The organism is Myxococcus sp. MxC21-1 (assembly GCF_032612255.1).
GTDB classification, from domain to species: domain Bacteria; phylum Myxococcota; class Myxococcia; order Myxococcales; family Myxococcaceae; genus Myxococcus; species Myxococcus virescens.
In genome coordinates this window covers 40,558-63,801 of sequence record NZ_CP123278.1, presented here as the reverse complement: position 1 = coordinate 63,801, position 23,244 = coordinate 40,558, and the positions used below count along the sequence as shown (strand labels likewise).

Below are 23,244 nucleotides of genomic sequence, written 5' to 3'. Positions count from 1 at the left end.
TCACGTCACCATGCCGAAACGCGGCGGCGGCGGTCGCAGCGTCACCCAGAAGCCCTCCAACCGGGACGTGCTCCCGGCCGGCGCGGAGTCGAAGGACACGGAGCTCTTCTTCAACCGAGAGCTGTCCTGGATGGCCTTCAATGACCGCGTCCTCCAACTCGCCGAGTCTCCGGAGATTCCGCTGCTGGAGCGGCTGAAGTTCATCGCCATCTACGCGCGCAACCTGGACGAGTTCTTCATGATTCGCGTCGCCCGTCTGCACGAGCAGATTCGCGGCGGCGTGGCGCGCCTGGTTCCCGACGGCGCCTCTCCCAGCGACACCCTGGACAAGCTGCACGACGGCATCCTCAAGCAGACGCGCCGGCACGGCGACGCCTTCGAGAAGGTGCTCCGCCCCGCCCTGGCCGAAAAGGGCCTGCGCATCCTCTCCGCCAGGAATCTGGACGCCGAGCAGCGCGCCCAGGTGGACCAGCGCTTCAAGGAGCAGATTTTCCCCGTCCTCACCCCGCTGGCCATCGGCCTGGGGCGGCACTTTCCCTACATCTCCAACCTGTCGCTCAGCCTGGCGGTGCTGCTGAGAGACCCGGACGCGGACGAGGAGAGCGTGGCCCGGGTGAAGGTGCCCAAGGAGCTGCTGCCGCGCTTCCTGCCCCTCAAGGGCAACGTCTTCGTCCCCTTGGAGGAAATCATCGCCCAGCACCTGGGGGACTTGTTCCCCGGCATGGAGGTGCTGAGCTGGGGCACCTTCCGCGTCACCCGCGACGCGGACTTCACCGTGTCCGAGGACGCGGAGGACCTGCTCAAGGCCGTGGAGACGGAGCTGCGCGAGCGCCGCTTCGGCGACGTCATCCGCATGGAAGTCCAGGCCGGCATGAGCCCCAAGCTGCTCGAGCCGCTGGTGGAGGCCATGGGCCTGGAGGCGCGCCAGGTCTACGAGGAGCACGGCCTGGTGGGCCTCAATGACTTGCAGTCCATCGCCTTCGCCCCGGGCTTCCCGGAGCTGAAGGACCCGCCGTGGGTCCCTGTCACCCAGGCCCGCCTGCGCGCGGACGCGGACGCGCCGGATGGCGGCACGGTGATGTCGTCCATGCGCCGGGGGGACCTGCTGGTCCACCACCCCTACGAGTCCTTCGCCACCTCCGTGGAGCGCTTCGTCACCGAGGCCGTGGCCGACCCGGACGTGCTGGCCATCAAGCAGACGGTGTACCGCACGTCGGACAGTTCGCCCCTGGTGCCCGCGCTGATTACCGCCACCGAGCGCGGCAAGCAGGCGGTGTGCATGGTGGAGCTGAAGGCCCGCTTCGACGAGCGCACCAACATCCGCTGGGCCAACGCGCTGGAAGAGGCGGGCGTGCACGTCGTCTACGGGATTCCGTCCCTGAAGACGCACGCGAAGGCCATCCTCATCGTCCGGCGCGAGGGCGACAAGGTGCGGCACTACGTGCACATCGGCACGGGCAACTACAACCCGAAGACGGCGCGCCTCTACACGGACATGGGCCTGTTCACCACGGACCCGGACATTGGCGCGGACGTGGCGGACGTCTTCAACTACCTCACCGGGTTTGGCCGGCCGAAGAGCTTCCGCAAGCTGCTGGTGGCCCCGCTCACCATGCGCCAGGGCCTGCTGGAGGAAATCAAGCGCACCGTCGCCGCGCACACGGCCGAGCGCCCCGCGCGCATCCAGATGAAGATGAACGCGCTGGTGGACCCCGGCATCATCCACGCCCTCTACGAGGCGTCCCGCGCGGGCGTGAAGGTGGAGCTGAACGTGCGCGGCATCTGCTGCCTGCGCCCGGGCGTTCCCGGCGTGTCGGAGAACATCCGCGTGGTGTCCGTGCTGGGCCGCTTCCTGGAGCACTCGCGCATCTACATCTTCGAGCGCGGTCCGGAGCTGCGTTGCTTCATCGGCTCGGCGGACTTGATGCCGCGCAACCTGGACCACCGCGTGGAAATCCTCGCGCCGGTGGAGGACGCCAGCCTGGCCGCCCAGGTGAAGGACTCGCTGGAGCGCTGCATGGCAGACACCACGTCCTCCTGGGAGCTGACGGCGGATGGCGGCTGGCGCCGCCGGCTGCCGCGCGCCGGTGACGAGAAGCGCTGGGCCCAGGGCGAGATGATGGAGCGCGCCCAGCGCATGGCCCAGTTCCAGGGCGGCCGTCCGCTGTCCTGACAGCACCTGCACCTCGGTGGGCGCCGGGAGCCTCAGCGCGCGGCGTCCTCGCGGCGATGGGCCTCCACCTCGCGCACCTCACGCCACTGAATCCACCCCTCGCGCGCGGCGTGACGGGCGGCCTCGGTGGTGTCATCCACCGCGAGCATCTGGCTGCCCGCGGCGCGGATGTCCCCGGCGATGAGCGCCAGCTCCTCGGCCCGGCGCTGATGCCCCGGCACGTTGCGGATGTAGACGCAGAGGATGCGCCCGGGAAACTCACGGACGATGGTGCGGTAGTGCTCCGCGTCCTCCTGGCCACTGTCGCCAATGAGGATGAAGGGCAGATGCGACAGCGTGCCGAGCACCGCGCGAATCTTCTCCAGCTTGTGCCCATGGCCCCCGCCGGGCGCGAAGCCCTGGCTGGACAGGCCCCAGTCGCGCAACAGCAGCGGACCGGTGGGGATTTTGTGCAGGGAGAGGAACTCGTCCAGGTGCTCGTAGAGGTTCCACGGGCTGCTGGACACGTAGAAGATGGGGTTGTCCGCGCTCGTGCCCCGGCCGTGCTGGAGCGCGGCATAGAAGGCGTCCACGCCCGGGAAGGGCAGCCGCACGCGGTGCTCGGTCAGGAAGAGCGCCCAGGCCCGCTTCAGCAGGTCGGTGACGCCGGTGACGATGACGGTGTCGTCAATGTCGCTGATGACGCCGAACTCCGCGCCGGGCCCGGCCATCCGCACCGGCGCGGCCACGCGGGACACGCCCTCCGCGTCCGGCGACAGCAGCTCCAGCTCCACCATGTGCCAGCCCGAGCGCACCCCGTCCGGCGGAGGCACCCACAGCTCCAGGAAGCCCTCCTCGTCGGTGGTGCCCTCCCAGCGCTTGTCGCCCCAGCGCACCGCGACGCGCGCGCCGGCACCTCGCGCGTCATGTAGCGCTTGTAAGAGGCCACCGCGCTGCCCACCAGCGTGTAGCGCTCCTGCGGCGGACGCACGTGCCGGTCCTCCAGCACGCGGGCCTTGATGACGGCGCGCTCGGGGGTGCCATAGCCCCGGTAGGGGAGGATGCGCAGCGGCGGCGCGATTCCCAGCTTCTGGCGAAGCTTGCGGCTCAGCGCGTCATAGTGCGCGTCCACGCGGACGGCGAGTCGATAGAAGCGAGGAAGAAAGTCGGCCATGGCGCGGAGCGTAAAGGTGAGGAGCCTGACTCTAGAGGAGTCCACGATTGAGCGGCACAAACCCGTGAGGGTCCACTGGCGGACCGTCACAGCCCTTGCCTGCCACGGTGTGCGTATCCGCAACGCAGCTTCCTCTCAACCTGGAGCTTTGCCTTGCCGCGTCAATCCCCCCGCTGGTGTCTCGCCGCCGCCGTCGCCGTGCTGCTCGCCGGAACGGCCGCTTCCTCGCAGTCCTCCTCCAGCATCACCTTCCAGTCGCCGGCGCAGGGCTGGAGCGTGTTCGCGTCCCCCAACCCGCTGCCCTTCGGCTCCACCGCGGCCATCCACTACAGCGCGGACCGGCTGACGCAGTGCCGGGGCAACATCAACGGCACCACGCCCGGGTGGACGATGACGGGCTACTACCAGTTCAACGACGGGCCGGTGCAGCGCTTCTGGGTGGCGGGCTTCTCCTCCACGCCCAACCCGCCCGCGCCGTCCATCCCACTCAACACACGGGGCACGCTGGCCATCTGGTTCGAGAACACCAACCGCTGGGGCTGCCAGGCCTGGGATTCGAACTTCGGCAACAACCACGTCTTCACCGTGCAGTGACGGCGGGCCCGTGGGCGCGGGTTGCACCCCCGCGTCCACGGGGCTTTCAGTGGGCCTGCGCGACGAGCTCCACGCGGCCCAGGGGGCTGTGGCCCTTCGCCAGCAGCCGCCGCGCCGCCAGCACCGACACGCAGTCATCCGTGCTGTGGATGTCTCCGTAGAAGGTGAGCAGCGTGGCCGGGTCCACCACGCGAATCCCCCGACGTCCACGGACGGCACGCGCCGGACGAAGACGTCGAGCAGGACCTTGGCGCCCTCGTCGTGCCGGGCGTAGCGGTAGAAGTGCGTGGAGGTGGCGTCGAAGCGCGTCCAGATGCGGTGGTAGCCGCGCGCGGTGAGCACGGCGATGAGCTCCGGGAAGCGCGCGGGCTCCACGAAGAGGTCCACGTCCTTGTGGTCGTGGAAGCGCTTCAGCTCCTCGTGGGGCGGGGCCATGAAGTGCCAGGCCCAGCCGCCGGACACCGTCACCCAGGGCGCCAGGGCGCGCACCTCCGCCTCGCAGGCGCGCAGGCGCTCCAGATTCCAGCGCTCGTGCGCTCGCTTCGGATTGCGTGGGTCTCCCATGGCCGTGTCCTTGTGTGAGGGCACGGCGTGGACGGAAGGTGGAACGCGGGCTGACAGCCGGGCTCCGGCCGCCCATGTCCCAAATAGGTGAGGGCTGGTAGACATGTTTCATGGGGCACCCCTCCACCGAGAACCTCACGCCCTTCACCTTCGAGCCGCTGTTCCTCACCGACGAAGCGCTGCGGCCCCTGTTCGTGCCCGTGTTGAAGGCCACGTTCGACCTGCGGCCTCGGGGCGCGCCGGCGCTGTCCGCGGAGCAGGCGCCGCTGCTGACCGGGGGTGAGCGCTGGGAAGGCGGGGATGCGGCCAGCCTCCGCCTGGAGCCCGAAGGCGCCTTCTTCAAGGCCGCCACGGACGTGGTGCTGGTGGGCCATGCCCATGCGCCCGCGGCGGGGACTCGCGAGCTCCTCGCCGAGTTGCATGTCGGGCCGGTGCACAAGCAGGTCCGTGTGCTGGGGGACCGCACGTGGTTCAAGAGCATGGGCGGCATCGGGGTGACGCAGCCCCTCCCCTTCGAGCGCATCCCCTTGCGCTATGAGCGCGCCTTCGGCGGGAAGGACGGCAGCGCCTTCGAGCCGCGCAACCCGCTGGGCACGGGCTTTCGCGAGAAGGGCAGCCGCTTCGAGGAGAACCTGCGGCTGCCGAACCTGGAGTCCCCCGCCGAGCCGCTGAGGTCCTGGGGCCAGCGTCCTCCGCCCACGGGCTTCGGGTTCATCGAACCGCACTGGCAGCCTCGGGCCGGCTACGCGGGCACCTACGATGACGCGTGGAGGAAGTCGCGCAGCCCGTTGCTGCCGAAGGACTTCGACCGGCGCTTCCTCAACGGCGCGCCGTGGGATCAACTCGTCCCGGGCTACCTGCGAGGGGGCGAGGCCGTGCTGCTGAAGCACATGGCGCCGGGTGCGCCGCTGACGTTCAGGTTGCCCGCGCTGCCGTCTCCGGAGGTCCTCGCGCCCAGGGCCCGGGGGCTGGATGACCTGGAAGGCGCGCTGCGGCTGGACACCGTGGTCCTGGACACGGACGCGATGAAGCTGTTCCTCGTGTGGCGCGGCACCTTCGCGTTGCAGCGCGAGCCCACGGAGCTGCGCTCCATCCAGGTGACGTGCGAGGGCGCGGAGACGCTGGAGCCGGGGCAACCCGTCGGGACGGACTGACGGGGTTACCGGGTCGGCGCCGTGTCGACGGCCCAGTCGCCCGAGTACGTCGTCGTCATCGGGACGCGGGCCAGGGGCGGGCAGTAGCGGAAGCTGGTGTCCTCGGGTGCGATGCTGGCGCGCTCGGCGAGGCGCAGGAGGGCCAGCCCTTCGAGCCAGACGAACCGGTGCGGCGCGAAGGACGTCACGGGTGTAGCCAGCGAGCGGGCGCGCTTCTCCGTGACGATGCCGTGGTCCAGGCAGGCGGCGGCGAAGGCCTCGGCGAAGGCGGCGGCGTCCCTGGACACCAGGGCTCGGGCCATGGCCACCCGGCTGAGGTAGGGCTCCTGGCCCACCTTCTCCAACGGGACGAGGATGGACTCCAGCGGCGCGGACGGCGTGCGGGTGAGGTGCTGGAGGGCGGCGGCCCAGAGAAACTCATCCTCGTATTCGGCGCCCTGCTGCCACTGGGTGGCGGAGCTCGCGGCCACGGCCTCCGCGAGGGAGAAGTGGCCGGCGGCGAGCGCGCCGAGCAGAGGCGTGTTGCGCCGCGCGGGCGGTGGCGGAAGGCCCCGGTCCGCGAGGAGGCGCTGCACCCGGCGGCCGTTCTCCGCCATCCGGCAGAGGTTGAGGAAGAACCCCTGAGGATGACCATCCACCAGCAGCGTGGCCACGGCGATGAGGTGCAGGTCGAGCGTGATGGCGTCCAACCGCGCGAGAATGCTGGAGCGGTCCGCGCCCGGGTCGAACCGGCTCAGCCTTTCTCCCAGGGAGTCAGCGGCATCTGCACGGAGGGAGATGAGACGGGCCATGATGGGAGGTGCGGGTGAGCGTAGCCTGGAACGGGGCGTTCAGGCACCATACAACGTGGGAGGTGGGTACGCGCATGAGCAACCTGAGTGCGAGCGAGATGAACACGGAGCTGGCGCAGCGGCTCCTGTCCATCTTCGAGCGGAGCAGGGACCGGAAGTACACGGCGGCCAAGGCGGCGAAGAAGAAGAAGCCGAAGCCCGCGGCCAGCGCCGCGGACGACGCCGACCACGTGGACGACAGCGCCGCGCCCCGGGGGGTGCTCGGCAAGGACAGCGACTACGCGCAGAACGGCTCTGACTACATCGCGTCCCTGGACGGGCGTGACGTGTACCGCGTCTTCGACCACTCCTACCTGGATGAAATCCGGGACCTGGTGAAGCAGACCGCTGAGTTCCCGGGGGGACCGCCGGAGAACTTCAACCCGAGGGCCAAGGACAAGGACAAGAAGCCCGCGCTCCAGAAGTACCCGTACGCCTGGGAGGCACACCACATCCTCCCGGGCTCGGCGTTCTATTACGAGTTGAAGGACGGGCCTGCCTTCACGTACCGGCAGCTCCGCCTCATCCTCCAGTCCGACTACAACCTGAACCACGGCAACAACATCATCATGTTGCCGGACCAAGCCTGGGCCGTGCCCGTCCACGCGCTGCTGCAGCACCCGGGCGACCATCCCATCTACACGCACGAAGTCATGCTAGATCTGAAGGTCATCAGCCAGAAGCTGCAAAAAGAAATAGACGCACAGAAAGACCACGCGGCGCTAGTCACAAGCATTTTCGAGCAGCTCAAGGATTTGGAAGAAAAATACTGGGACCTGCTCGTAGGATTGAGCCGAGCTGTCGTTGAATCCATCACAGCGGGAACGCAGTACGTGCATGAATTCGTGCGCTACGCGCCCAAGGACAAGAAGGCCAAGAGCCGCTACGAGTGGGGCTCGCTCTACTAAGAGCATTGAGATTCTGAAACCATGAAATACTTCGTCTTTAAGATTCGAGGTACTGAAGCAGGGTTTATTGACTCCTATCCTCGCAACAGCCCGACGGAATGGAAATTTGCCGAGGGTATCAGCCTCGCCAAGGATTTCCCCATTGGCGGCGAGGTCTCCTTTTCCGATAACTACCCTGACCATCGGAACCTTTACGACTTTCAGCCCAATCTGATGAACGGGCATCTTGTGTCAGGAAAAGCTCGCAGCGTCATCGATTCGTTGGGAATCACCAACGCAGAGTGGTTGCCGGTCGTCGTCAAAGACCACAAGGGCAACGTCGTGGGTCCCGACTACGCTTTTCTCAACCTATTGGGAGCGGAAAACGCCATCGACATGGAGCGCTCCGTCTACAAGATGGACCATCTCGAAAAGGATCAGATCGGTCGCATCAAGAAGCTTGCGCTCAAATACGAGGCCATTGACTCCCAGGCCAAGATGTTTCGTTGCACCATGGAGCGTCGTCTCATTCTCATTCGAGAAGACGTTCATGCTGCATTCCTTCAAGCAGGACTCACTGGCTTCAAAGTCTATAGTGCCGAGGGATGGAATGGTCTGATGCTTTAACCAAAGGACCGCCCCAGATGAAATACTTCGTATTCAAGGTGATGGCTGAAGAGGCGGGGTTCATTGAGAGCTACCCGCGTGGAAGTCCGACAGACTGGAAGTTCGATATGGGCATCAGTCTTGCCAAAGACTTTCCCGCGGGAGGCGAGGTCTCCTTCTCCGATAACTACCCGGAGGACAGGAACCTCTACGACTTCCAGCCCAACCTCATGAGCGCATTGCTCGTCTCTGGGCGAGCACGCAAGCTCATCAATTCACTCGGTGTCTCCAACGCTGAGTGGCTTCCCGTCGTCGTCAAGGACCACCAGGGCGCTATCGTCGGTCCGGATTACGCTTTCCTCAATCTCCAGGGGGCAGAAGACGCCATCGATATGGAGCGCTCGAACTACGAGATGAATTCGATCGACAAGGAGCAGATCGGGCTCATCGACAAACTGGCCCTGCAGACCACCGCCATCAGTCCCGACGCAAAGCTGTTCCGCTGCACGAAGGAACGCCGTCTCATTCTCATCCGTGAAGACGTCCACGCTGCTTTCGAGCAAGCGGGCCTGACCGGTTTCAAGGTCTACGAAGCTGAAGGCTGGGATGGATTGGAGCTCTGACCCATCATGTTCGAAGCCAATTGCATAGAAGAGCAGCCCGCCGACATCGTCGCTCGGGTCCTCGAGGAGCAGTCTCCGTGCTTCGTCACCGCACGCGAGGGCGTCCGTGGGGTACTGGTGCCCTTGGATGAAGTCTACACGGAGGTGCTGGAGGCGCATCCGCGCGTCATCAATGCCCGGATGAAGGACCTGGTCCGCCCAGGCAAGGACATGGCCATGTACTGCGTCCAGGTCAGCCTGTCTGATGAAAAGGATGCCATCCGCTTCACGGACGAAGAGGGAGAGCCGGTGCTCGCCTTGGTCGGCGCCATGCGTTTCCTACGCTGGCTTGAAGAGGAGGACGGCGAGGTGGACGAAGAATCATGAGGTACGGCCACCAGGGGATGGCCCGGCATCTCATGCAGGATTGGAGTCGTCCGTGAACTACTTCGTCTTCAAGGTCCAAGGCATCGATGCAGGCTTCATCGATGAATATCCCCGGGGAAGCCCGGCAGACTGGCAGTTCGACAAAGGCATCAGCCTCATCAAGCAGTTTCCTGTGGGTGGTGAGGTCTCCTTCTCCAGGAACTACCCAGACGACAGGAACCTCTATGACTTCCAACCGAACCTGATGAGCGACCTGCTTGTCTCAGGCCGCGCGCGCAAGCTCATCGAATCCCTGGAGGTCACCAACGCGGAATGGCTTCCTGTCGTGGTCAAGGACCATCAAGGCGCCGTTGTGGGGCCCGATTACGCCTTCCTCAATCTCCAGGGGGCCGAAGACGCCATCGACATGGAGCGGTCGGTCTACAGGATGAACGCCATCGCCAAGGACCAGATTGGCCGCGTGAAGAAGCTCGCCCTGAAGTACGACGCCATCTCCCCGCAGGCGAAGCTGTTCCGCTGCACCATGGAGCGCCGCCTCATCCTCATCCGCGAGGACGTGCACGCTGCCTTCGTCCAGGCGGGCCTCACCGGCTTCAAGGTCTACGCAGCCGAGGGTTGGAACGGCCTGGAGCTGTGAGGTGAATCACGGCGCGCTCCCCTGCTTCCGCGGAGGAGAGCACCAGCACCGACGACGTGGGCGCGTAACCTCGCGCCAGCCCCCGGAAGACCAACGCCGTGGCCACCGCTCCCGAGGCCACCCCTGTGTGTCCGAAGCTCTTGGCCGGCATCCACACCGCGCCTTGCTCGAAGCGGGCGTCTGTCTCCCTCAGCCGGACCTGGAGCATCCCCCACTCGAAGGCGCGCGCGTATTGCCCGTCGTGGTCCGACACCATCAACGGCGCGGACGCGTCCTGTCCCAAGGGCCCCAAGGCCGCGAGGACCTGCCGCGCCAGTTCCTGCCCGTCCGGTGGCTGCTCCCCATCCAGCGGCGCCGCGTCGCGGCCCTGCGCCACCCGCACCACGGCCATGGAGGACTCCGCGGTTTCCTCGCACGTGAGCAGCAAGGCCACCGCGGCCTCACCCGCCATCAACCCCGTGGGCCGGCCCGGTGTCTTCAGGCGCTGCTGCTGGTGCAGCAACGTCAACGTCTCCGGGGAGATGAAGCTGTCCACCGCGCAGACGAGCGCACGCTCCACCTTGGACGCCCGCAGGTCCTCGCCCGCCGCGGCCAGCGCCTGCGCGAAGGCCACGTTCCCCGTGGGGAACGCGCGCACCAGCCCCTTCCACGCAGGCCATCCCAGCGCCTGCCACGTCCCCTTCACCAGCCGGTCCACCAGCCGCGCGATGCGCTCGCGTGCGTCGTCCGGGTCTTCCTCGTAGGGGTCCTTCCCCGTCGTGAAGCCCCGTGCCTCCGGGTCGGGCAGCGCCGGTAGAGCCCCACGCCGGGCCCCAGCGCCGCGACGTCCACCCACGTCCCCAGGTCCACCAGCGCTTCCGCCAACAGCGCCACCAGCCGCCCCACGCCCGAGAACCCCAGCGTGGCTTCTCCCGCTGCGTGCACGGTGACGGGGCTCGGCGCCTCGTCGCCCTTCAGGAAGACCTCGAAGTCCGGCGCCGCCGAGGGCCAGGACATCCCCGCACGGAACGCCGCCGAGGCAGGCACCAGCCCACCCAGCGACGACGCCATTCCCATCGCCTGGACCCATCCCAACATGCGCGACACAGCCTCCTACACCGGAGGGACAGCCTTCCACGGCACGATACAACGAGCCACCACCCTGGCTCGTGACACGAGGCCAGGAGCGATACACTCCCGGGACGAGGAGCCATCCGCATGAGCGCGACCGTTGGCGTCAACAAGCTGTCCGTCGTCCACAAGGACACCGGAGGGACCACCATCGCCTTCCCGGACGTCTGCAAGACGCCCAGCCCCGCCGGTCCCGTGCCCATTCCCTACCCCAACGTCGCCATGTCCTCGGACACGGCGAAGGGCACGACGAAAGTCTCAGTGGATGGCAAGCCGGTGTGCGTCGAGGATTCGAACTTCAGCACCAGCACCGGCGACGAGGCGGGCACCGCGGGCGGTGGCGTCGTCTCCGGCAAGACGAAGGGCAAGGCCGAGTTCGTCAACTACTCCTTCGACGTGAAGTTCGAGGGCAAGAGCGTGGCGCGGACCTTCGACCTCATGCTCCACAACGACAAGAACACCCCGCCCGCGCCGCTGCTCCAGGGGCCGGTCATCGCGCTCGGCAAGAGCGACACGAAGGCCCGGTGCCTCGTCTGTGAAAAGGAGCTGTGAGGCCCTTGTCGCCACGCCGTCCAACGGTCCGCTGGGAGCTGCTGGAGCGCCACCTCGAGGAAGCCGAGTTCCTGTGGACGCAGTGGGAACACGGCCTCTGGAGCCCGGAGCTCACCCTGGCCTCGCTGGCCGAGGGCGATGAAGGACGTCTGCGGGCCCACCTGGATGCACTCGTGCTGGGAGGCAGCGCCGCCGCCACCCGCTTGCTGCTCCCCGCGCTGACCTCCGAGGACCCCGCGCGCGTGGCCAGCGCGGCCTGGGCCCTGCTCTCCGCCGAGGACGCCGACTGGCGCGAGCCTGTGTTCCAACAGTTGGAGCAGGGGGCCGAAGAGACGCATCCGGGCATCCTCCGCGCGCTGGAGCTGCTCGACCGGCCGGACCTCCACGCCCTGCTCCTGAAGAAGCTGCCGACGTTGCAGCCAACGCTCCAGGCGGGAGCGCTCCGGGTCGCGCGCGTCCGTCACCTCGACACGAGCGCCGCGCTCGAGCAACTCGACTGGGAGGCCAACCCGGCGCTGCATGCCGAGGCGCTTCGTGCCCTTCCCTTCGCTCCCAGGACGCAGACAGGGGATGCTCGGCTGTCACGCGCCCTGGGCCATGCCCATCCCACCGTGAGCACCGCCGCCCTGGAGACCGGGTTGCTGCTGGGCTCGCGTGAGGCCTGGGAACACGCCCGAGGTTCCTCGTCGCGCGGCGCGCTCCTCGCGCTCGCCATGGCGGGTGAGCCGAAGGACCTCGCGGGCCTCCTCGCGCACCTGAAAAAGACGGCTCCGCACCGGCGGAGGTCATCTGGGCGGTGGGCTTCAGTGGCAGGCTCCTGGCGGCCGAGGCGTTGCTGCCGCTGCTGCGCGATGAGGCCCAGGGCCCGCTGGCCGCGGCCTCCTTCGCCGCCATCACCGGACTCCCCATGGTGCCTCCCTTCCTCGTGGAGGCACCCGCTGACGAGGATGAGGACGCGGAGGAGGAGACCGAACCCGAGGCAGAGGACCTCCAGGCGTGGCTCCCCAGCCCCCGGGTGCTCCCCGGCGAGGTGGACGCCCAGGCCGTGGAGGCCTGGTGGACGCGGCGGCGCGGCGGCTTCGCGGAAGGCGCGCGTTTCCTGAGGGGCACACCCCTCACGGTGGAGGTGCTGGTCAGGGCCCTGGAGACCGAGCCCATGAGGCGGCGCCCCTCGCTCGCATGGGAGGCGGCCCTGCGCGGCGGGGGCACGCTCCAGATGGAGTCCCGGCAGTGGACGCGGGTGCAGCGCGCGCAGGCGCTTCCCCTGCGGGGGCAGCGCCCGGAATGGCTCGCCCGGGCAGGGAGCTGGCCGCTGGGCCGCTGAGGCGACACTCCCGCCAGAGAGGGGTAGAGGCGTGCCGCCTCGGTGGATAGGGTGCATCCATGGCAACCTGGAGCCCCACCGCCTTCGCCCGCGGACTCGCGTCGCTGCGCGCCTTCGCCAACGCCGAGCCAGAGCTGTCCGCGAGCGCTCGCGCCGACTTTCCAACGACGTGGGACGACGAACAGTTTCCCTGGATGAACGCCGCCCTGATGGCATGGACCCTCCATGGACGGGAGGACGCCGAGGGCCGCACCGCGGCGGACCGTCAGCGCCTGAAGGACGGGCAACGCCTGTCGCGCGCCGAGCGCGGCTTGCTGTCGGCCCTGGCCGCGTCCTGGTGCTCGGTATTCGAGGTGGAGGAGGTGCGGTTCGGCCAAGGACTGCGCTTGAGGGACCTCGTGCTCGACGAGGTGCTGGAGGTGAAGGAGCGCAGCCTCACCACGCAGGTGGCCCGCTATGACTTGATTGCAAGCTGGGTGATGCCTACCGAGGACCACCTGGAGCTGGTGGGAGGCATCGTCTCGATTCCCCGCCCCCTGCGTGAGCACGTCGTCGTCGCCGCGCGTCACGCGTTCGCCGCCCATCAGCCTCCGGTCGACGACGTGCCCGGCCGCCGCAGGCAGGCACGGCGGCTGGCGCCCTTTCTCTTCACGCGCGTGCTGGAGCTGTTCACCACCGAGCGGCCACTCCTCGACTTCGAGGGCGAGCCGCTGCGCATCTGCACCGCGCGCTTCCACATCCGCCACCCGGCGAAGGTCGAAGAGCGCCTGCGCCGGCACGACGGCTTCACCCGCGAGGGCAAGGGACTCTACAGCTGGGAGGGTCCTCGGGCGGCGTTGTGGGGCTCCCTCTCGGTGGAGGGCAAGGTGCTGGTCCTCACCACCCACTCCGCGCAGCGTCTGGAGCAGGGCAAGGCCCTGCTGGAGGAGTTGCTGGGCGCGGAGGCCGAGCACGAAGAGGACACGCTGGGGCCGGCGAAGTCCGTCCGAGGAGAGCCCGCGCGCGCCCTGCCAGACGACGCGCCCCCCCAGTTGGCGGACGCATTCGCGTTGACGCTCGCACAACGGGCCCGGGAGGAGCTGGCCCGGGGAATCCCCGCCTGGGGTGGAAGGAGCGCCAGCGACCTGGTGCGCTCCACCGAGGGCCGCGCCCAGGTGCTCGAATGGCTGAAGGACTGGGAGTCGCAGGTGTCCCACCTCTCCGACGCCGCGGACCTGCTCTGGGATGACCTCTACGCGGAGCTGGGTCTGTCGCGTGACGAACGCATCCCGCTGACCCAGGTGTACACCTCGAAGGAGGCGCCTTCCCTCGAGCCCATCCGCGCGGAGCTCACCACCACCGAGCTCCCCGAGGACCTCTCCCTTGAACCTCTTCCTCGCCGCCGGGCCTTCCAGGATGCCGCCCAGCGGAAGCCTCGGCGGAAGCCCCCAGCGCCCGAGCTGGAGCCAGGGGCCCTCTATGCCTTCAAGCTGGGCCCCATCGACGTCGGAGTGGACGGACGCACCTCCATCTACGTCGCGGTGACGTCCGAAGGTGAGGCGCTGCCACCCGTGTTCGAGCGCCGCGACGCGAAGGGCCTGGAAGGCCTGGCGAGGGACAACGCCGAACTCAAGCGTTACTGCGAAAGCCGGCTGGCGCGTGCTGGAGCCGCCCACGGCTTCGCGTCGCGGCCCATGCCGGACTCCGTCACCCGGTTCCGGGCGGCGCTGGCCCTCCAGATGCACTGGGCCTCGGTGGAGCCGGGCTTGATGGTGATGCCAGAGGTGACGGAGGCACTCCTCGACGCCACGGCGGCGCTCATCCGCGCGGAGCCCTGGGAGGAGTGGACGAACGAGGAGGTCTTCACCGTGCACCTGGAGGGTGCCGTGCGGGGCACCCGGGAGCTGTCCGTCATGGGGAGTGGGGGCAGCGAGTTCGGCTTCGCCCTCTTCGACCGGGCCGGCTCCGTGGAGCGGATGAGCATGTCCGGCCTGCCGGGCGGCAACGTCGACGTGCTCATCCCGGACTCGCTGGGCGTGACGCTGGAGGACGCGCCGGACTGGGTGGTGAAGACGGTCAAGGACGTCACCGGCCTGCCCTTCGTCCCCGACGTGATGCGCGTCCAGCGCAACACACCGCGCCTGGGCAACGCCGAGGAGCTGGTGCTGGCGGCGGCGGTGGCCCAGGCGCTCGCCCTGGCACGTCCCGAGGAGCGCGAGGTGGACGTGGAGCTGAAGGTTGGAGACCTCCAGGTCCGGGTACGGCTGGAAATCCCCCTGCCGCTGCTGACGGGGAGCTACGTGGGAAAGCTCGACCTGCTGTCGCTGGCCGCCCGGCGGCCCAAGGCGACCCACGCGCCCACGCGCTCGCTCCCCACGAAGAAGGTCTCCGAGACGCTGCTCGAGTTCGCCAAACCCACCCTGGACGACGTGGAGGACTCGGAGGACCCGCAGGCCGAGCTCTTCACCTGCCTGGCGCTGGCCCTGAGCGCGTGGAACGCCGTGGTGCAGGACACCTGGGAGCCGGAGAAGGGCTGGGTGGAGCGGGCGCGCGCCACGCTGACGCGGATGCCCCAAGACGTCCGGGAGATGATGCTCCACGACTTCGAGCTGCTGGTGGAGCGCAAGCGGCGCCACTTCGCGGACGACCCCCGGCTGCTCGACGCCCTGGACATCGTCCAGCGGCCGGATGACCTCGGCGTGCGCCTGGCCGGCGTGGTGACGCCGGCGCCTGGCCCGAATTCGTGGGCGTGTAGGGCGCATGACGCGGCCTCAGTCGCGCCGGCCCAGCGTGCGGTCCAGGTTGTAGGCGGAGCTGATGAGCGCCAGGTGGGTGAGCGCCTGCGGGAAGTTGCCCAGGGCCTCGCCGGACATGCCCGTCTGCTCCGCGTACAGGCCCACGTGGTTGGCGTAGCCCAGCATCCGCTCGAAGATGAGCCGCGCCTCCTCCAGCAAGTCGGGCCGGGCCACGCTGGCGCGCGTCATCGCCTCCACCAGCCAGAAGCTGCAGAGGTTGAAGGTGCCCTCGCTGCCGGCAATCCCATCCAGCGTGGCCTCCACGTCGTAGCGGAACACCAGCCCGTCCGACGCCAGGCCGCCTTGGGACGGCGGCTTGCGCATGACGTCCAGCGTCTGGAGCATGCGCGGGTCCACCGGGGACAGGAAGAACACCAGCGGCATCAGCAGATTCGCCGCGTCCAGCGCGTGGCCGCCGTAGTACTGGACGAAGGCGCCCCGCTCCGGGTTCCAGCCCTTGTCCATGATGTCCTCGAAGATGACGTCCCGCACCTTGTGCCAGCGGGCCCGGTCCGCCGGGAAGCTGCGCTTGTCCGCCAGCCGGATGGCCCGGTCCACCGCCACCCAGCACATCAGCTTCGAGTACACGAACTGCCGCTGCCCGCCTCTCACCTCCCAGATGCCCTCGTCCGGCAACTCCCAGTTGTCACACACCCAGTCCACCAGCCGCCGCAGGTGCCGCCAGAAGTCATAGGAGATGGGGGCCGCGTACTTGTTGGACAGGTACACCGAGTCCATCAGCTCGCCGTAGATGTCGAGCTGCAACTGGTCCGCCGCCGCGTTGCCGATGCGCACCGGGCGCGCGCCGCCATAGCCCGACAGGTGCAGGAGTTCCTGCTCCTCGGGCACGCGCTTGCCGTCGATGCCGAACATCAGGGGCAGCGGCCCGTCGTCGTACTCCGCGCAGCGCGCCTCCACCCAGCGCATGAAGGCCGCCGCCTCCTGCTTGAAGCCGATGCGGAGGAACGCGTACACGGTGAAGGCCGCGTCGCGCAGCCAGCAGAAGCGATAGTCCCAGTTGCGCGTTCCGCCCGGTGACTCCGGCAGGCTGCAAGTGGGCGCCGCGACGATGGCGCCCGTGGGCGCGAAGGTCATCAGCTTGAGCGCCAGCGCCGAGCGCTGCACCGTCTCCCGCCACCGGCCCGTGTACTGGCAGCCCGACAGCCAGTGACGCCAGTACTCCACCGTCTCCCGGAAGAGCTCCTCGGAGGACTCATGGTCGTGTACCACCGCCTCGCAGGACGTGCGCGCGCCCGGGTGCAGGGAGAAGACGGCGGACTGGTTCTCATGTAGGGTGAAGGACGCGGTGACGCCCCGCTCCGTCTTATGCAGCTTCACCGACGAGGACAGCGTGAGCTGGAGCGTGTCAGAGGAGAAGGTGGCCCCGCTGTGGATGAGCTTCGTCTCGTGCGTATCCCGCGCGTAGTTGAAGGCCGGGAAGCACTCCATGCGGAAGGCCATCTGTCCACGCACCACCCGCACGCGCCGGAGGATTTCCCGCTCCTCCTTCATCCCCTTCCTGCCCGACATGGGCATGAAGTCGACCAGCTCGCCCACGCCGTCCGGCGTGTAGAAGCGCGTCACCAACACATTGGTGTCCGGCCAGTAGAACTGCCGCTTCATCACCCCGTTGGGCTCCGGCGCGACGCTCCAGTGGCCTCCCTTCTCACGGTCCAACAGCGCGGCGAAGACACTGGGACTGTCGAAGTGCGGAAAACAAAACCAGTCGATGGTGCCCTCGCTGCCCACCAGCGCCACCGTCCGCAGGTCGCCGATGACGCCGTGGTCCTCGATGGCCACCGGCTGTCCCGTCACCGAAGTGCCGCCGCTTCCCGTTGCCATGCTCTACTCCTTGTCGAAGGGGTCAGATGAAGCGGATGACGTCCTTGATGCCGCCGGACTTCTTGCCAGTGACGACGTCGCAGAAGTCCTCGGGCGCGTGACTGGCGCAGATGAGCCGCTCCAGCCCCCCAGGCCAGCGGGCCTGGAAGTGCCGCAAGTCCTCCAGCGCCATGTCGAAGTCGACATCCGCCGCGTTCACCGTGCCCACCAGCACCTGGTTGCCCAGCACCACGTCCTTGAGCACCGGTGCCACGTCGAAGGGCTCCTCCTTCGACGGCACACCCGTGAGGATGCAGACGCCGTTGGGGCCCAGCGCCTTCAGCGTCTCCAGCGCCGCCTTCGCCACGCCCGCGGCCTCGTAGATGACGTCCGCGGCGCCGACCCTGCGGACCAGTTCCTCTGGCCGCACCTCCTTCGAGGAGATGTAGGGCACCCCCATCGCTTCGGATGCCTCGGCCTTCACGTTGGGCTTGGGACTGCGCGAATACACCGTGGTGGCATACCCCCGGCGTGCCAGCGCCATGGCGCCCAGCAACCCCACCGGCCCCGCGCCCAGCACCACCGCGCGGCCCGGGCCCACCCGCCAGGGCAACCGGTCCTGGAAGCGCTCCAGTTGGCGGAGGGCCTTCTCCGCGATGGTGAGCGGCTCGGTGAGCACCGCCACCTCGCGCAGCTCCGTGGGCACCCGGTGCAGGTAGGCCACGTCCTCCACGAAGGACTCGGCGCCGAAGCCGTGAGCGCCCTTGATTCCCCGCTCGGTGTAGTCGCCGGTGATGCAGAAGTCCGGATGGCCCCCGCGGCACGGCGGGCAGGTGGCATGCGGGCACGGCCGGCGCACGCGGGGCACCACCCAGTCCCCGCGGCTCAGGCCCCGGACGGCCTCGCCCACCTCCACCACCTCGCCCAGACACTCGTGGCCCAGGATGAGGTGGTCCGAGCCCGGCGGCGGGGAGCCGTAGACGAACTCGATGATTTCCTTGTCCGTGCCACACACCCCGATTTCCCGCGTCCGCACCTTCACCTGCGTGGGGGACTGGATGCGGGGCTCGGGGGCGTCGGTGATGACACGCACCTCGCGCTTCTGGGGGAATACGGCCACGGCCTTCATACGGGCTCCTTGCGATGCACGTCCCGGCACGCGGCCTGACGCGGACCGGGACACGGTGATGCCTGCCGGGTACGACTGCTCGCTCAAGCACGGACCCGTGGCGGCACGGGCCCGCTGGTGAACAGCGCCCGCTCCCACGTTGCCCAGGGGTCAACGCTGTGCATGCACGAAACCGCTGCCCACCCGGCCCGCCCGGGTCTATGAGGAGAGGTGTGAGCGAGCCCCAGTCCTCCTACTCCGGTGACGAGCCGCACAAGAGCCGCACCACGGCCATTGCCGCGGCGGCGTGCGTGCTGCTCGCCCTGCCCTTCCTCGTGCTGGGCCCCTACCTGCTCAACGCCAAGGCCCGCGTGGAGCTGCGGTGCCAGCCCGGCGGCGTGTGCCTGCTGTTCCATTCCAGCTGGCTCACCCGCGACGAAGTGGCCAGCTTCGCGATGAAGGATGTGCAGGGCGTCAAGGTGGACCGGACCCGCGCCGCCCGCCGCAACCGCGTGCCCATCTTCCGGCCCACGCTGGTGACGGTGCACGGCGAGTACCCCCTCTTCTTCCAGTGGGCCACCGAGGAAGCGGAAGCCACGCGCGTGGAGGCGCAGTTGGAGGCGGCCTTCGCGAACCCCGGCGGAAAGACGGTGGAGTTCGTCCGGGATGACCGCAACGCCTCCCTGCGCGTGGGCGGCGCCTTCAGCGGCGTGGGCGTGCTGCTGCTCGTCTTCGCGACGTGGCTGGGATTGCGAACGCGGACGCACCTGCGCACCGAACAGGCGCGCCGCGCCGCCTGAGCACCCCGGGACGAAGGGCCTTCGCCTCAGCCCCCTGCGAGCAGCGGGACGCCGACGAAGCGGGCCAGCGCGAAGCCCGTCGTGACGCAGAAGGCCGCGCCGAAGCGCTCCAGGTCGAACCGGAACTTCCAGTCCCACAGCTTCACCTTCTGGAAGCCGGCCACGACGGCGCCCACGACGAAGGGGGCCAGCAATCCCACGGGCCACGCCAGCCACTCGTCGTCGATGAGGGGCTCGGCGGAGAGGGCCAGGCTGCCCGCCCCCAGCAGCACGCCCAGGCCCAGCAGGAGCATCAGCCCGGCGGCGCCGAAGCGGCTCTTGTCCGAGTAGGTCGCCAGAACGCCCCGCATCAGCTTGATAATCCCGTCGTCCTCCAGCATGCCCCCATGTCTAGGACAGCCGGGCAGGCGATGAAAACACGCGTCTGAAGCGTCACCAGGTTCTACCGGGTGGGACGAAGGCCGTGGGCCACGAGCCCCTCTCCGCGCGCAAAGCAGGCGAGCAGGCCATGAAGCCCTCAACGGGCCTTTTGCCTGCTCCCCCTTCCCACTTGCACCTACGTGCCTAGCTTGTGGCCGATGCTGCGCGCTCTCCTTGGCCGTTGGAGAAGTTCCCTGCGCCTGCTCCAGCCGGCGCATGTCGGTGTGGAGCGCGCGAAAATCAGCGTCGCCCGGTTGGACCACGAGTACGCCAACAAGGTGGTCGCCTTGCAGAACGTGGACCTCAACGTCCGCTCGGGCGAATTCGTCTGCCTGCTGGGCCCGTCCGGCTGCGGCAAGTCCACGCTGCTCTACGCGCTGGCGGGGCACGTGGTGCCCACGGGGGGCTCGGTCTCCATCGACCGGCAGCCCATCCACGGGCCCGGGCCGGACCGGCTGCTGATGTTCCAGGAAGCCGCCCTGTTCCCGTGGCTCACCGTGCGCGGCAACATCACCTTCGCGCTGGCTGCCCGGGGCGTGCCCCGCGCCGAGCGCCGCGAGCGGGCGGACACCTATATCCGGCGCGTGCAACTGGGCGGCTTCGAGGACGCGCTGCCCCACCAGCTCTCCGGGGGCATGAAGATGCGGGCCTCGCTCGCCCGCGCGCTGGCGGTGGACCCGGCCGTGCTGCTGATGGACGAGCCCTTCGGCTCGCTGGACGCGCAGACGCGCATCCACATGCAGGAGCTGCTGCAGTCCATCTGGGTGCGCACGGGCAAGACGGTGGTGTTCGTCACCCACGACGTCCATGAAGCGCTGATGCTGGGCACCCGCGTGGTGCTGATGGCCCCCAGGCCGGGACGCGTGGTGCGGGATTTGGAAGTCCACCTGCCCATGCCGCGCCAGCCGGAGGACGCGGCGCTCAATGAAATGGTGCGGCACGTCGGCAGCCTGCTGCGTGAGGTGGAGGGCCGCGCCCACACACGCTCGCTCCAGCCAGCGCCCACCCGGGCCCCCGCCCAGCCCGTGCTCCGTCCACAGGTGATTCCCGGCCCGTAGAGGTGCGTCATGAAACACCATGCCCAGAAGCTGCTGGTGATTGCGTTGCTGATTGGCCTCTGGGAGCTGGTGGCCCGGATGGGCGTCTGGTCTCCCCACCTGCTGCCCCGGCCCCTGACGGTGGCCCAGAGCCTGGTGGCCATGGTCACCGACGGGCGACTGGTGGGCGCGGCGGGGCGCTCCCTGGGGCGGCTGCTGCGCGCCTACCTGATGTCGGTGGCCCTGGGCGTCCCCCTGGGCCTGCTGATTTCCCGCATCCCCTTCTTCCGCAACGCCGTGAAGCCGGTGGTGATGGGGCTCCAGGCGCTGCCGTCCATCTGCTGGCTGCCGCTGGCGCTGCTGTGGTTCGGGCTGACGGATGGCGCCATCCTCTTCGTCGTCGTCATGGGCAGCGTGCTGGGCATCGCCATCGCCACCGAGGACAGCGTCAACGGCGTGGACCCGCAGCTCACCCGCGTGGCCAGCACCCTGGGCGTGCGAGGCCTGCGCTTCCAGTTCGGCGTGCTGCTGCCCGCGGCCCTGCCCGGCATCGTCACCGGCCTGAAGCTGGGATGGAGCTTCGCCTGGCGCGCGCTGCTGGCCGGTGAGCTGCTCTTCGTCTCCGGCGGCCTGGGGCAGTTGCTCACGGTGGGCCGCGAGCTGATGGATGTGCCCCAGGTCATGGCCGTCATGGTGGCCATCGTCATCATCGGCACCGCGGTGGACCGTGTCCTCTTCCAGACGGTGGAGGTGCGGCTGCGGCGGCGGTGGGGGCTGACGGCGACGACGTGAGGCCCACGGCCGTGTGGCGCCTGACGCTTGGATTCGGCGGGCGTTGAAATCCCGCCGCCACGCCACACCTTCAGCGGCCATGCGTGTCTTCCACTTCCTGTTGCCCGTGGTGGTCGCTGGACTGGCGGTGCTCGGCGCGGGCTGCAAGCGCGAGTCCGCCGCGCGCGGCCCGGACGCGCCGCTGCGCCTGGGCTTCTTCCCCAACATCACCCACGCCCAGGCCCTGGTGGGCAACGCGGAGGGCACGTTCGCCTCGCAGCCGGGTGTGGGCCGCCTGGAGGTGATGCAGTTCAACGCGGGGCCCGCCGCCATGGAGGCGCTGGTGGCCGGTTCGCTGGACGTGTCCTACGTGGGCAGCGGTCCGGCCATCAACACGTTCCTCAAGGCGGGGCGCGAGCTGCGCGTCATCGCCGGCGCGGTGAACAACGGCGCGGTGCTGGTGGTGCGCACGGTGAAGACGCCCACGGAGCTCAAGGGCAAGAAGCTGGCGTCGCCGCAGCTGGGCAACACGCAGGACATCGCCCTGCGCTATTGGCTCAAGCAGCAAGGGCTGACGACGCGCCTGGACGGCACCGGGGACGTGCAAATCTTCCCGCTGAGCAACCCGGACATCCTGGGCCAGTTCCTGCGCGGCGGCATTGAGGGCGCCTGGGTGCCGGAGCCCTGGGGCGCGCGCCTGGTGGCCGAGGGCAAGGGCCGCATCCTGGTGAATGAGAAGGACTTGTGGCCCGGAGGGCGCTTTCCCACCACGGTGCTGGTGACGACACGACAGGTGCTGGAGACGCAGCGCCCGCGCGTGGTCGCCCTGCTGCGCGCGCACGTGCGACTCACCGAGCGCTGGCAGGAGGACCCGGCCGGCTTCACCACCGCGGCCAACGCCGCCTTCGGCCAGCTCACGAGCAAGCCGTTGCCCGCCGGCATCCTCCAGCAGGCCTTCTCCCGGCTGGAGCCCAGCCTGGACCCGGTGCCACAGGCGCTCGCCACCGCGGCCGAGCACGCGAAGACGCTGGGCTTCATCACCGACGCCAACATCGACGGGCTGGTGGACCTGAGCCTCCTGGCCGAGGCACGAGCGGGCGCCGCGAAGTGATGACGACGGAACACAGCTGGGGTGACGCGGGCCCGAGGCCGGGGGAGGATGCGCGCCCATGAAGATGGAGCGTGTGGAGGAGACGCTGGAGCGCATCCAGTGGGAGGCCGAGCGCGCCCCCGGCGGGGTGCTGGCCTTCGACGGCGATGGCACGCTGTGGAGCGGAGACGTCGGAGACGACCTGTTCCTGGCCCTGCTGGAGCACGGCGACATCCGCCCGGAAGCGCACGCCGCCCTGGAGCGGCTGGCCACCGCACATGGCTTCGAGAAGGGCCTGCCCGCGCGCGAGCTGGCACACCAGCTCTTCGCCGCCTTCGAGGCGGGGCGGATTCCGGAGAAGGACATCTACGAAATGGTGGCGTGGCTCTTCGCCGGTTGGCGCGTGGACGCGGTGCGCGCCTTCGCGAAGGACGTGGTGGCCCGCCACGCAGTCAAACAGCGCATCCACCCGGAGAGCCGCCGCGTCGTCGAGTGGGCCCGCGGCCAGGGCATCCCCTGCTACGTGGTCAGCGCCTCGCCGCTCGCCGTCGTGGAGGCCGCCGTTCATGAAGTGGGGCTGGACCCCTTGAAGGTGCTGGCCTGCACGCCGCGCACGGAGGATGGGACGGTGCTGGCCGGCATCGTCGAGCCCATTCCCTACGCGGCCGGGAAGGTGCATTGCCTGCGCTCGCGCACGTCCCAGCCGCTCTACGCGGCCTTCGGGGACAACGTGTTCGACCTGGAGTTGCTGGCGGCCTCGCGCGTGCCGGTCGCCATCCGGCCCAAGCCACGGCTCCGGGCGAGGGCAGCGGAACTGCCCTCGCTCGTCCAACTCCACCCGGAGGACTGA

Annotated in this window: 24 protein-coding genes and 1 pseudogene; 15 read left to right on the top strand and 10 right to left on the bottom strand. The window is 68.9% G+C overall.

The features are described from left to right. Positions 1–10: 10 nt before the first annotated feature. On the top strand, positions 11–2,173 hold the full coding sequence (gene ppk1, locus QEG98_RS00295) for a polyphosphate kinase 1 (protein WP_316565302.1): 2,163 nt from the start codon (positions 11–13) through the stop codon (positions 2,171–2,173). A 32-nt stretch (positions 2,174–2,205) separates the two neighbouring features. On the opposite strand, the pseudogene QEG98_RS00290 reads toward ppk1, so the two are convergent. Next, positions 2,206–3,326: pseudogene (locus QEG98_RS00290) on the bottom strand (App1 family protein). 153 nt (positions 3,327–3,479) lie between these two features. Between QEG98_RS00290 and QEG98_RS00285 the strand changes: the two are divergent. Then, positions 3,480–3,920, top strand: a complete 441-nt coding sequence (locus QEG98_RS00285; RefSeq protein WP_316565301.1) for a DUF6209 family protein — start codon at positions 3,480–3,482, stop codon at positions 3,918–3,920. Between the two features lie 46 nt (positions 3,921–3,966). On the opposite strand, the gene QEG98_RS00280 is transcribed toward QEG98_RS00285, so the two are convergent. Further along, the gene (locus QEG98_RS00280) at positions 3,967–4,110 is read right to left on the bottom strand and encodes a hypothetical protein (RefSeq protein WP_316565300.1); all 144 of its coding nucleotides are present in this window, start codon (positions 4,108–4,110) and stop codon (positions 3,967–3,969) included. A 484-nt stretch (positions 4,111–4,594) separates the two neighbouring features. Between QEG98_RS00280 and QEG98_RS00275 the strand changes: the two genes are divergently transcribed. Beyond that, entirely contained in the window at positions 4,595–5,638 is a 1,044-nt protein-coding gene (locus QEG98_RS00275; RefSeq protein WP_316565299.1) for a DUF2169 domain-containing protein, read from the top strand. 5 nt (positions 5,639–5,643) lie between these two features. On the opposite strand, the gene QEG98_RS00270 is transcribed toward QEG98_RS00275, so the two are convergent. Then, positions 5,644–6,429 carry a hypothetical protein gene (locus tag QEG98_RS00270; RefSeq protein WP_316565298.1) on the bottom strand — a complete coding sequence of 262 codons (786 nt, stop codon included), beginning with the start codon at positions 6,427–6,429 and terminating at the stop codon, positions 5,644–5,646. Between the two features lie 74 nt (positions 6,430–6,503). Here QEG98_RS00270 and QEG98_RS00265 point away from each other — a divergent pair, with 74 nt between their 5' ends. Genes QEG98_RS00265 through QEG98_RS00245 form a run of 5 tightly spaced genes read left to right on the top strand, consistent with a single transcriptional unit; the run spans position 6,504 to position 9,587 of the window. Continuing rightward, complete coding sequence (locus tag QEG98_RS00265) at positions 6,504–7,376, top strand: AHH domain-containing protein (protein WP_316565297.1); 873 nt, start codon at positions 6,504–6,506, stop codon at positions 7,374–7,376. A 21-nt stretch (positions 7,377–7,397) separates the two neighbouring features. Further along, positions 7,398–7,982, top strand: coding sequence for an imm11 family protein (locus tag QEG98_RS00260; protein WP_171444542.1), 585 nt, complete (start codon positions 7,398–7,400; stop codon positions 7,980–7,982). Positions 7,983–7,999: 17 nt separating this feature from the next. Next, entirely contained in the window at positions 8,000–8,584 is a 585-nt protein-coding gene (locus tag QEG98_RS00255) for an imm11 family protein (protein ID WP_316565296.1), read from the top strand. Between the two features lie 6 nt (positions 8,585–8,590). After that, entirely contained in the window at positions 8,591–8,950 is a 360-nt protein-coding gene (locus tag QEG98_RS00250) for a hypothetical protein (RefSeq protein ID WP_316565295.1), read from the top strand. A gap of 52 nt (positions 8,951–9,002) precedes the next feature. Further along, on the top strand, positions 9,003–9,587 hold the full coding sequence (locus QEG98_RS00245) for an imm11 family protein (protein WP_316565294.1): 585 nt from the start codon (positions 9,003–9,005) through the stop codon (positions 9,585–9,587). Here QEG98_RS00245 and QEG98_RS00240 read toward each other — a convergent pair. Continuing rightward, positions 9,544–10,422, bottom strand: coding sequence for a hypothetical protein (locus tag QEG98_RS00240; RefSeq protein ID WP_316565293.1), 879 nt, complete (start codon positions 10,420–10,422; stop codon positions 9,544–9,546). The genes QEG98_RS00245 and QEG98_RS00240 overlap by 44 nt on opposite strands. Before the next feature lie 362 nt (positions 10,423–10,784). Between QEG98_RS00240 and QEG98_RS00235 the strand changes: the two genes are divergently transcribed. Next, on the top strand, positions 10,785–11,249 hold the full coding sequence (locus tag QEG98_RS00235) for a DUF4150 domain-containing protein (protein WP_090491111.1): 465 nt from the start codon (positions 10,785–10,787) through the stop codon (positions 11,247–11,249). Positions 11,250–11,830: 581 nt separating this feature from the next. Here the strand turns inward: QEG98_RS00235 and QEG98_RS00230 are convergent. Then, the gene (locus QEG98_RS00230; RefSeq protein WP_316565292.1) at positions 11,831–12,025 is read right to left on the bottom strand and encodes a hypothetical protein; all 195 of its coding nucleotides are present in this window, start codon (positions 12,023–12,025) and stop codon (positions 11,831–11,833) included. A gap of 20 nt (positions 12,026–12,045) precedes the next feature. Between QEG98_RS00230 and QEG98_RS00225 the strand changes: the two genes are divergently transcribed. After that, a complete protein-coding gene (locus tag QEG98_RS00225) occupies positions 12,046–12,573 on the top strand; it encodes a hypothetical protein (protein WP_316565291.1) in 528 nt (175 codons plus the stop codon). 1,615 nt (positions 12,574–14,188) lie between these two features. On the opposite strand, the gene QEG98_RS00220 is transcribed toward QEG98_RS00225, so the two are convergent. From QEG98_RS00220 to QEG98_RS00205, 4 genes are all read right to left on the bottom strand, one after another. Next, positions 14,189–14,641, bottom strand: a complete 453-nt coding sequence (locus tag QEG98_RS00220; RefSeq protein ID WP_316565290.1) for a hypothetical protein — start codon at positions 14,639–14,641, stop codon at positions 14,189–14,191. A gap of 207 nt (positions 14,642–14,848) precedes the next feature. Next, positions 14,849–15,178: a hypothetical protein gene (locus QEG98_RS00215; RefSeq protein WP_316565289.1), complete on the bottom strand. Its 330-nt coding sequence runs from the start codon at positions 15,176–15,178 to the stop codon at positions 14,849–14,851. Between the two features lie 145 nt (positions 15,179–15,323). After that, the gene (locus QEG98_RS00210) at positions 15,324–17,189 is read right to left on the bottom strand and encodes a glycoside hydrolase family 15 protein (RefSeq protein ID WP_316565288.1); all 1,866 of its coding nucleotides are present in this window, start codon (positions 17,187–17,189) and stop codon (positions 15,324–15,326) included. A gap of 22 nt (positions 17,190–17,211) precedes the next feature. Beyond that, on the bottom strand, positions 17,212–18,297 hold the full coding sequence (locus QEG98_RS00205; RefSeq protein ID WP_316565287.1) for a glucose 1-dehydrogenase: 1,086 nt from the start codon (positions 18,295–18,297) through the stop codon (positions 17,212–17,214). A 212-nt stretch (positions 18,298–18,509) separates the two neighbouring features. On the opposite strand from QEG98_RS00205, the gene QEG98_RS00200 reads away from it, so the two are divergent. Then, entirely contained in the window at positions 18,510–19,076 is a 567-nt protein-coding gene (locus tag QEG98_RS00200) for a hypothetical protein (RefSeq protein ID WP_316565286.1), read from the top strand. 26 nt (positions 19,077–19,102) lie between these two features. On the opposite strand, the gene QEG98_RS00195 is transcribed toward QEG98_RS00200, so the two are convergent. Further along, on the bottom strand, positions 19,103–19,456 hold the full coding sequence (locus QEG98_RS00195; protein ID WP_090491117.1) for a hypothetical protein: 354 nt from the start codon (positions 19,454–19,456) through the stop codon (positions 19,103–19,105). A gap of 198 nt (positions 19,457–19,654) precedes the next feature. On the opposite strand from QEG98_RS00195, the gene QEG98_RS00190 reads away from it, so the two are divergent. The 4 genes from QEG98_RS00190 to QEG98_RS00175 all read left to right on the top strand — a co-directional run bounded on the left by QEG98_RS00190 (position 19,655) and on the right by QEG98_RS00175 (position 23,244). Next, the gene (locus QEG98_RS00190; RefSeq protein ID WP_316565285.1) at positions 19,655–20,554 is read left to right on the top strand and encodes an ABC transporter ATP-binding protein; all 900 of its coding nucleotides are present in this window, start codon (positions 19,655–19,657) and stop codon (positions 20,552–20,554) included. Between the two features lie 9 nt (positions 20,555–20,563). After that, positions 20,564–21,325 carry an ABC transporter permease gene (locus tag QEG98_RS00185; protein WP_090491119.1) on the top strand — a complete coding sequence of 254 codons (762 nt, stop codon included), beginning with the start codon at positions 20,564–20,566 and terminating at the stop codon, positions 21,323–21,325. A 79-nt stretch (positions 21,326–21,404) separates the two neighbouring features. Continuing rightward, positions 21,405–22,415, top strand: coding sequence for an ABC transporter substrate-binding protein (locus tag QEG98_RS00180; protein ID WP_316565284.1), 1,011 nt, complete (start codon positions 21,405–21,407; stop codon positions 22,413–22,415). Between the two features lie 58 nt (positions 22,416–22,473). Beyond that, positions 22,474–23,244, top strand: coding sequence for an HAD family hydrolase (locus QEG98_RS00175; RefSeq protein ID WP_316565283.1), 771 nt, complete (start codon positions 22,474–22,476; stop codon positions 23,242–23,244).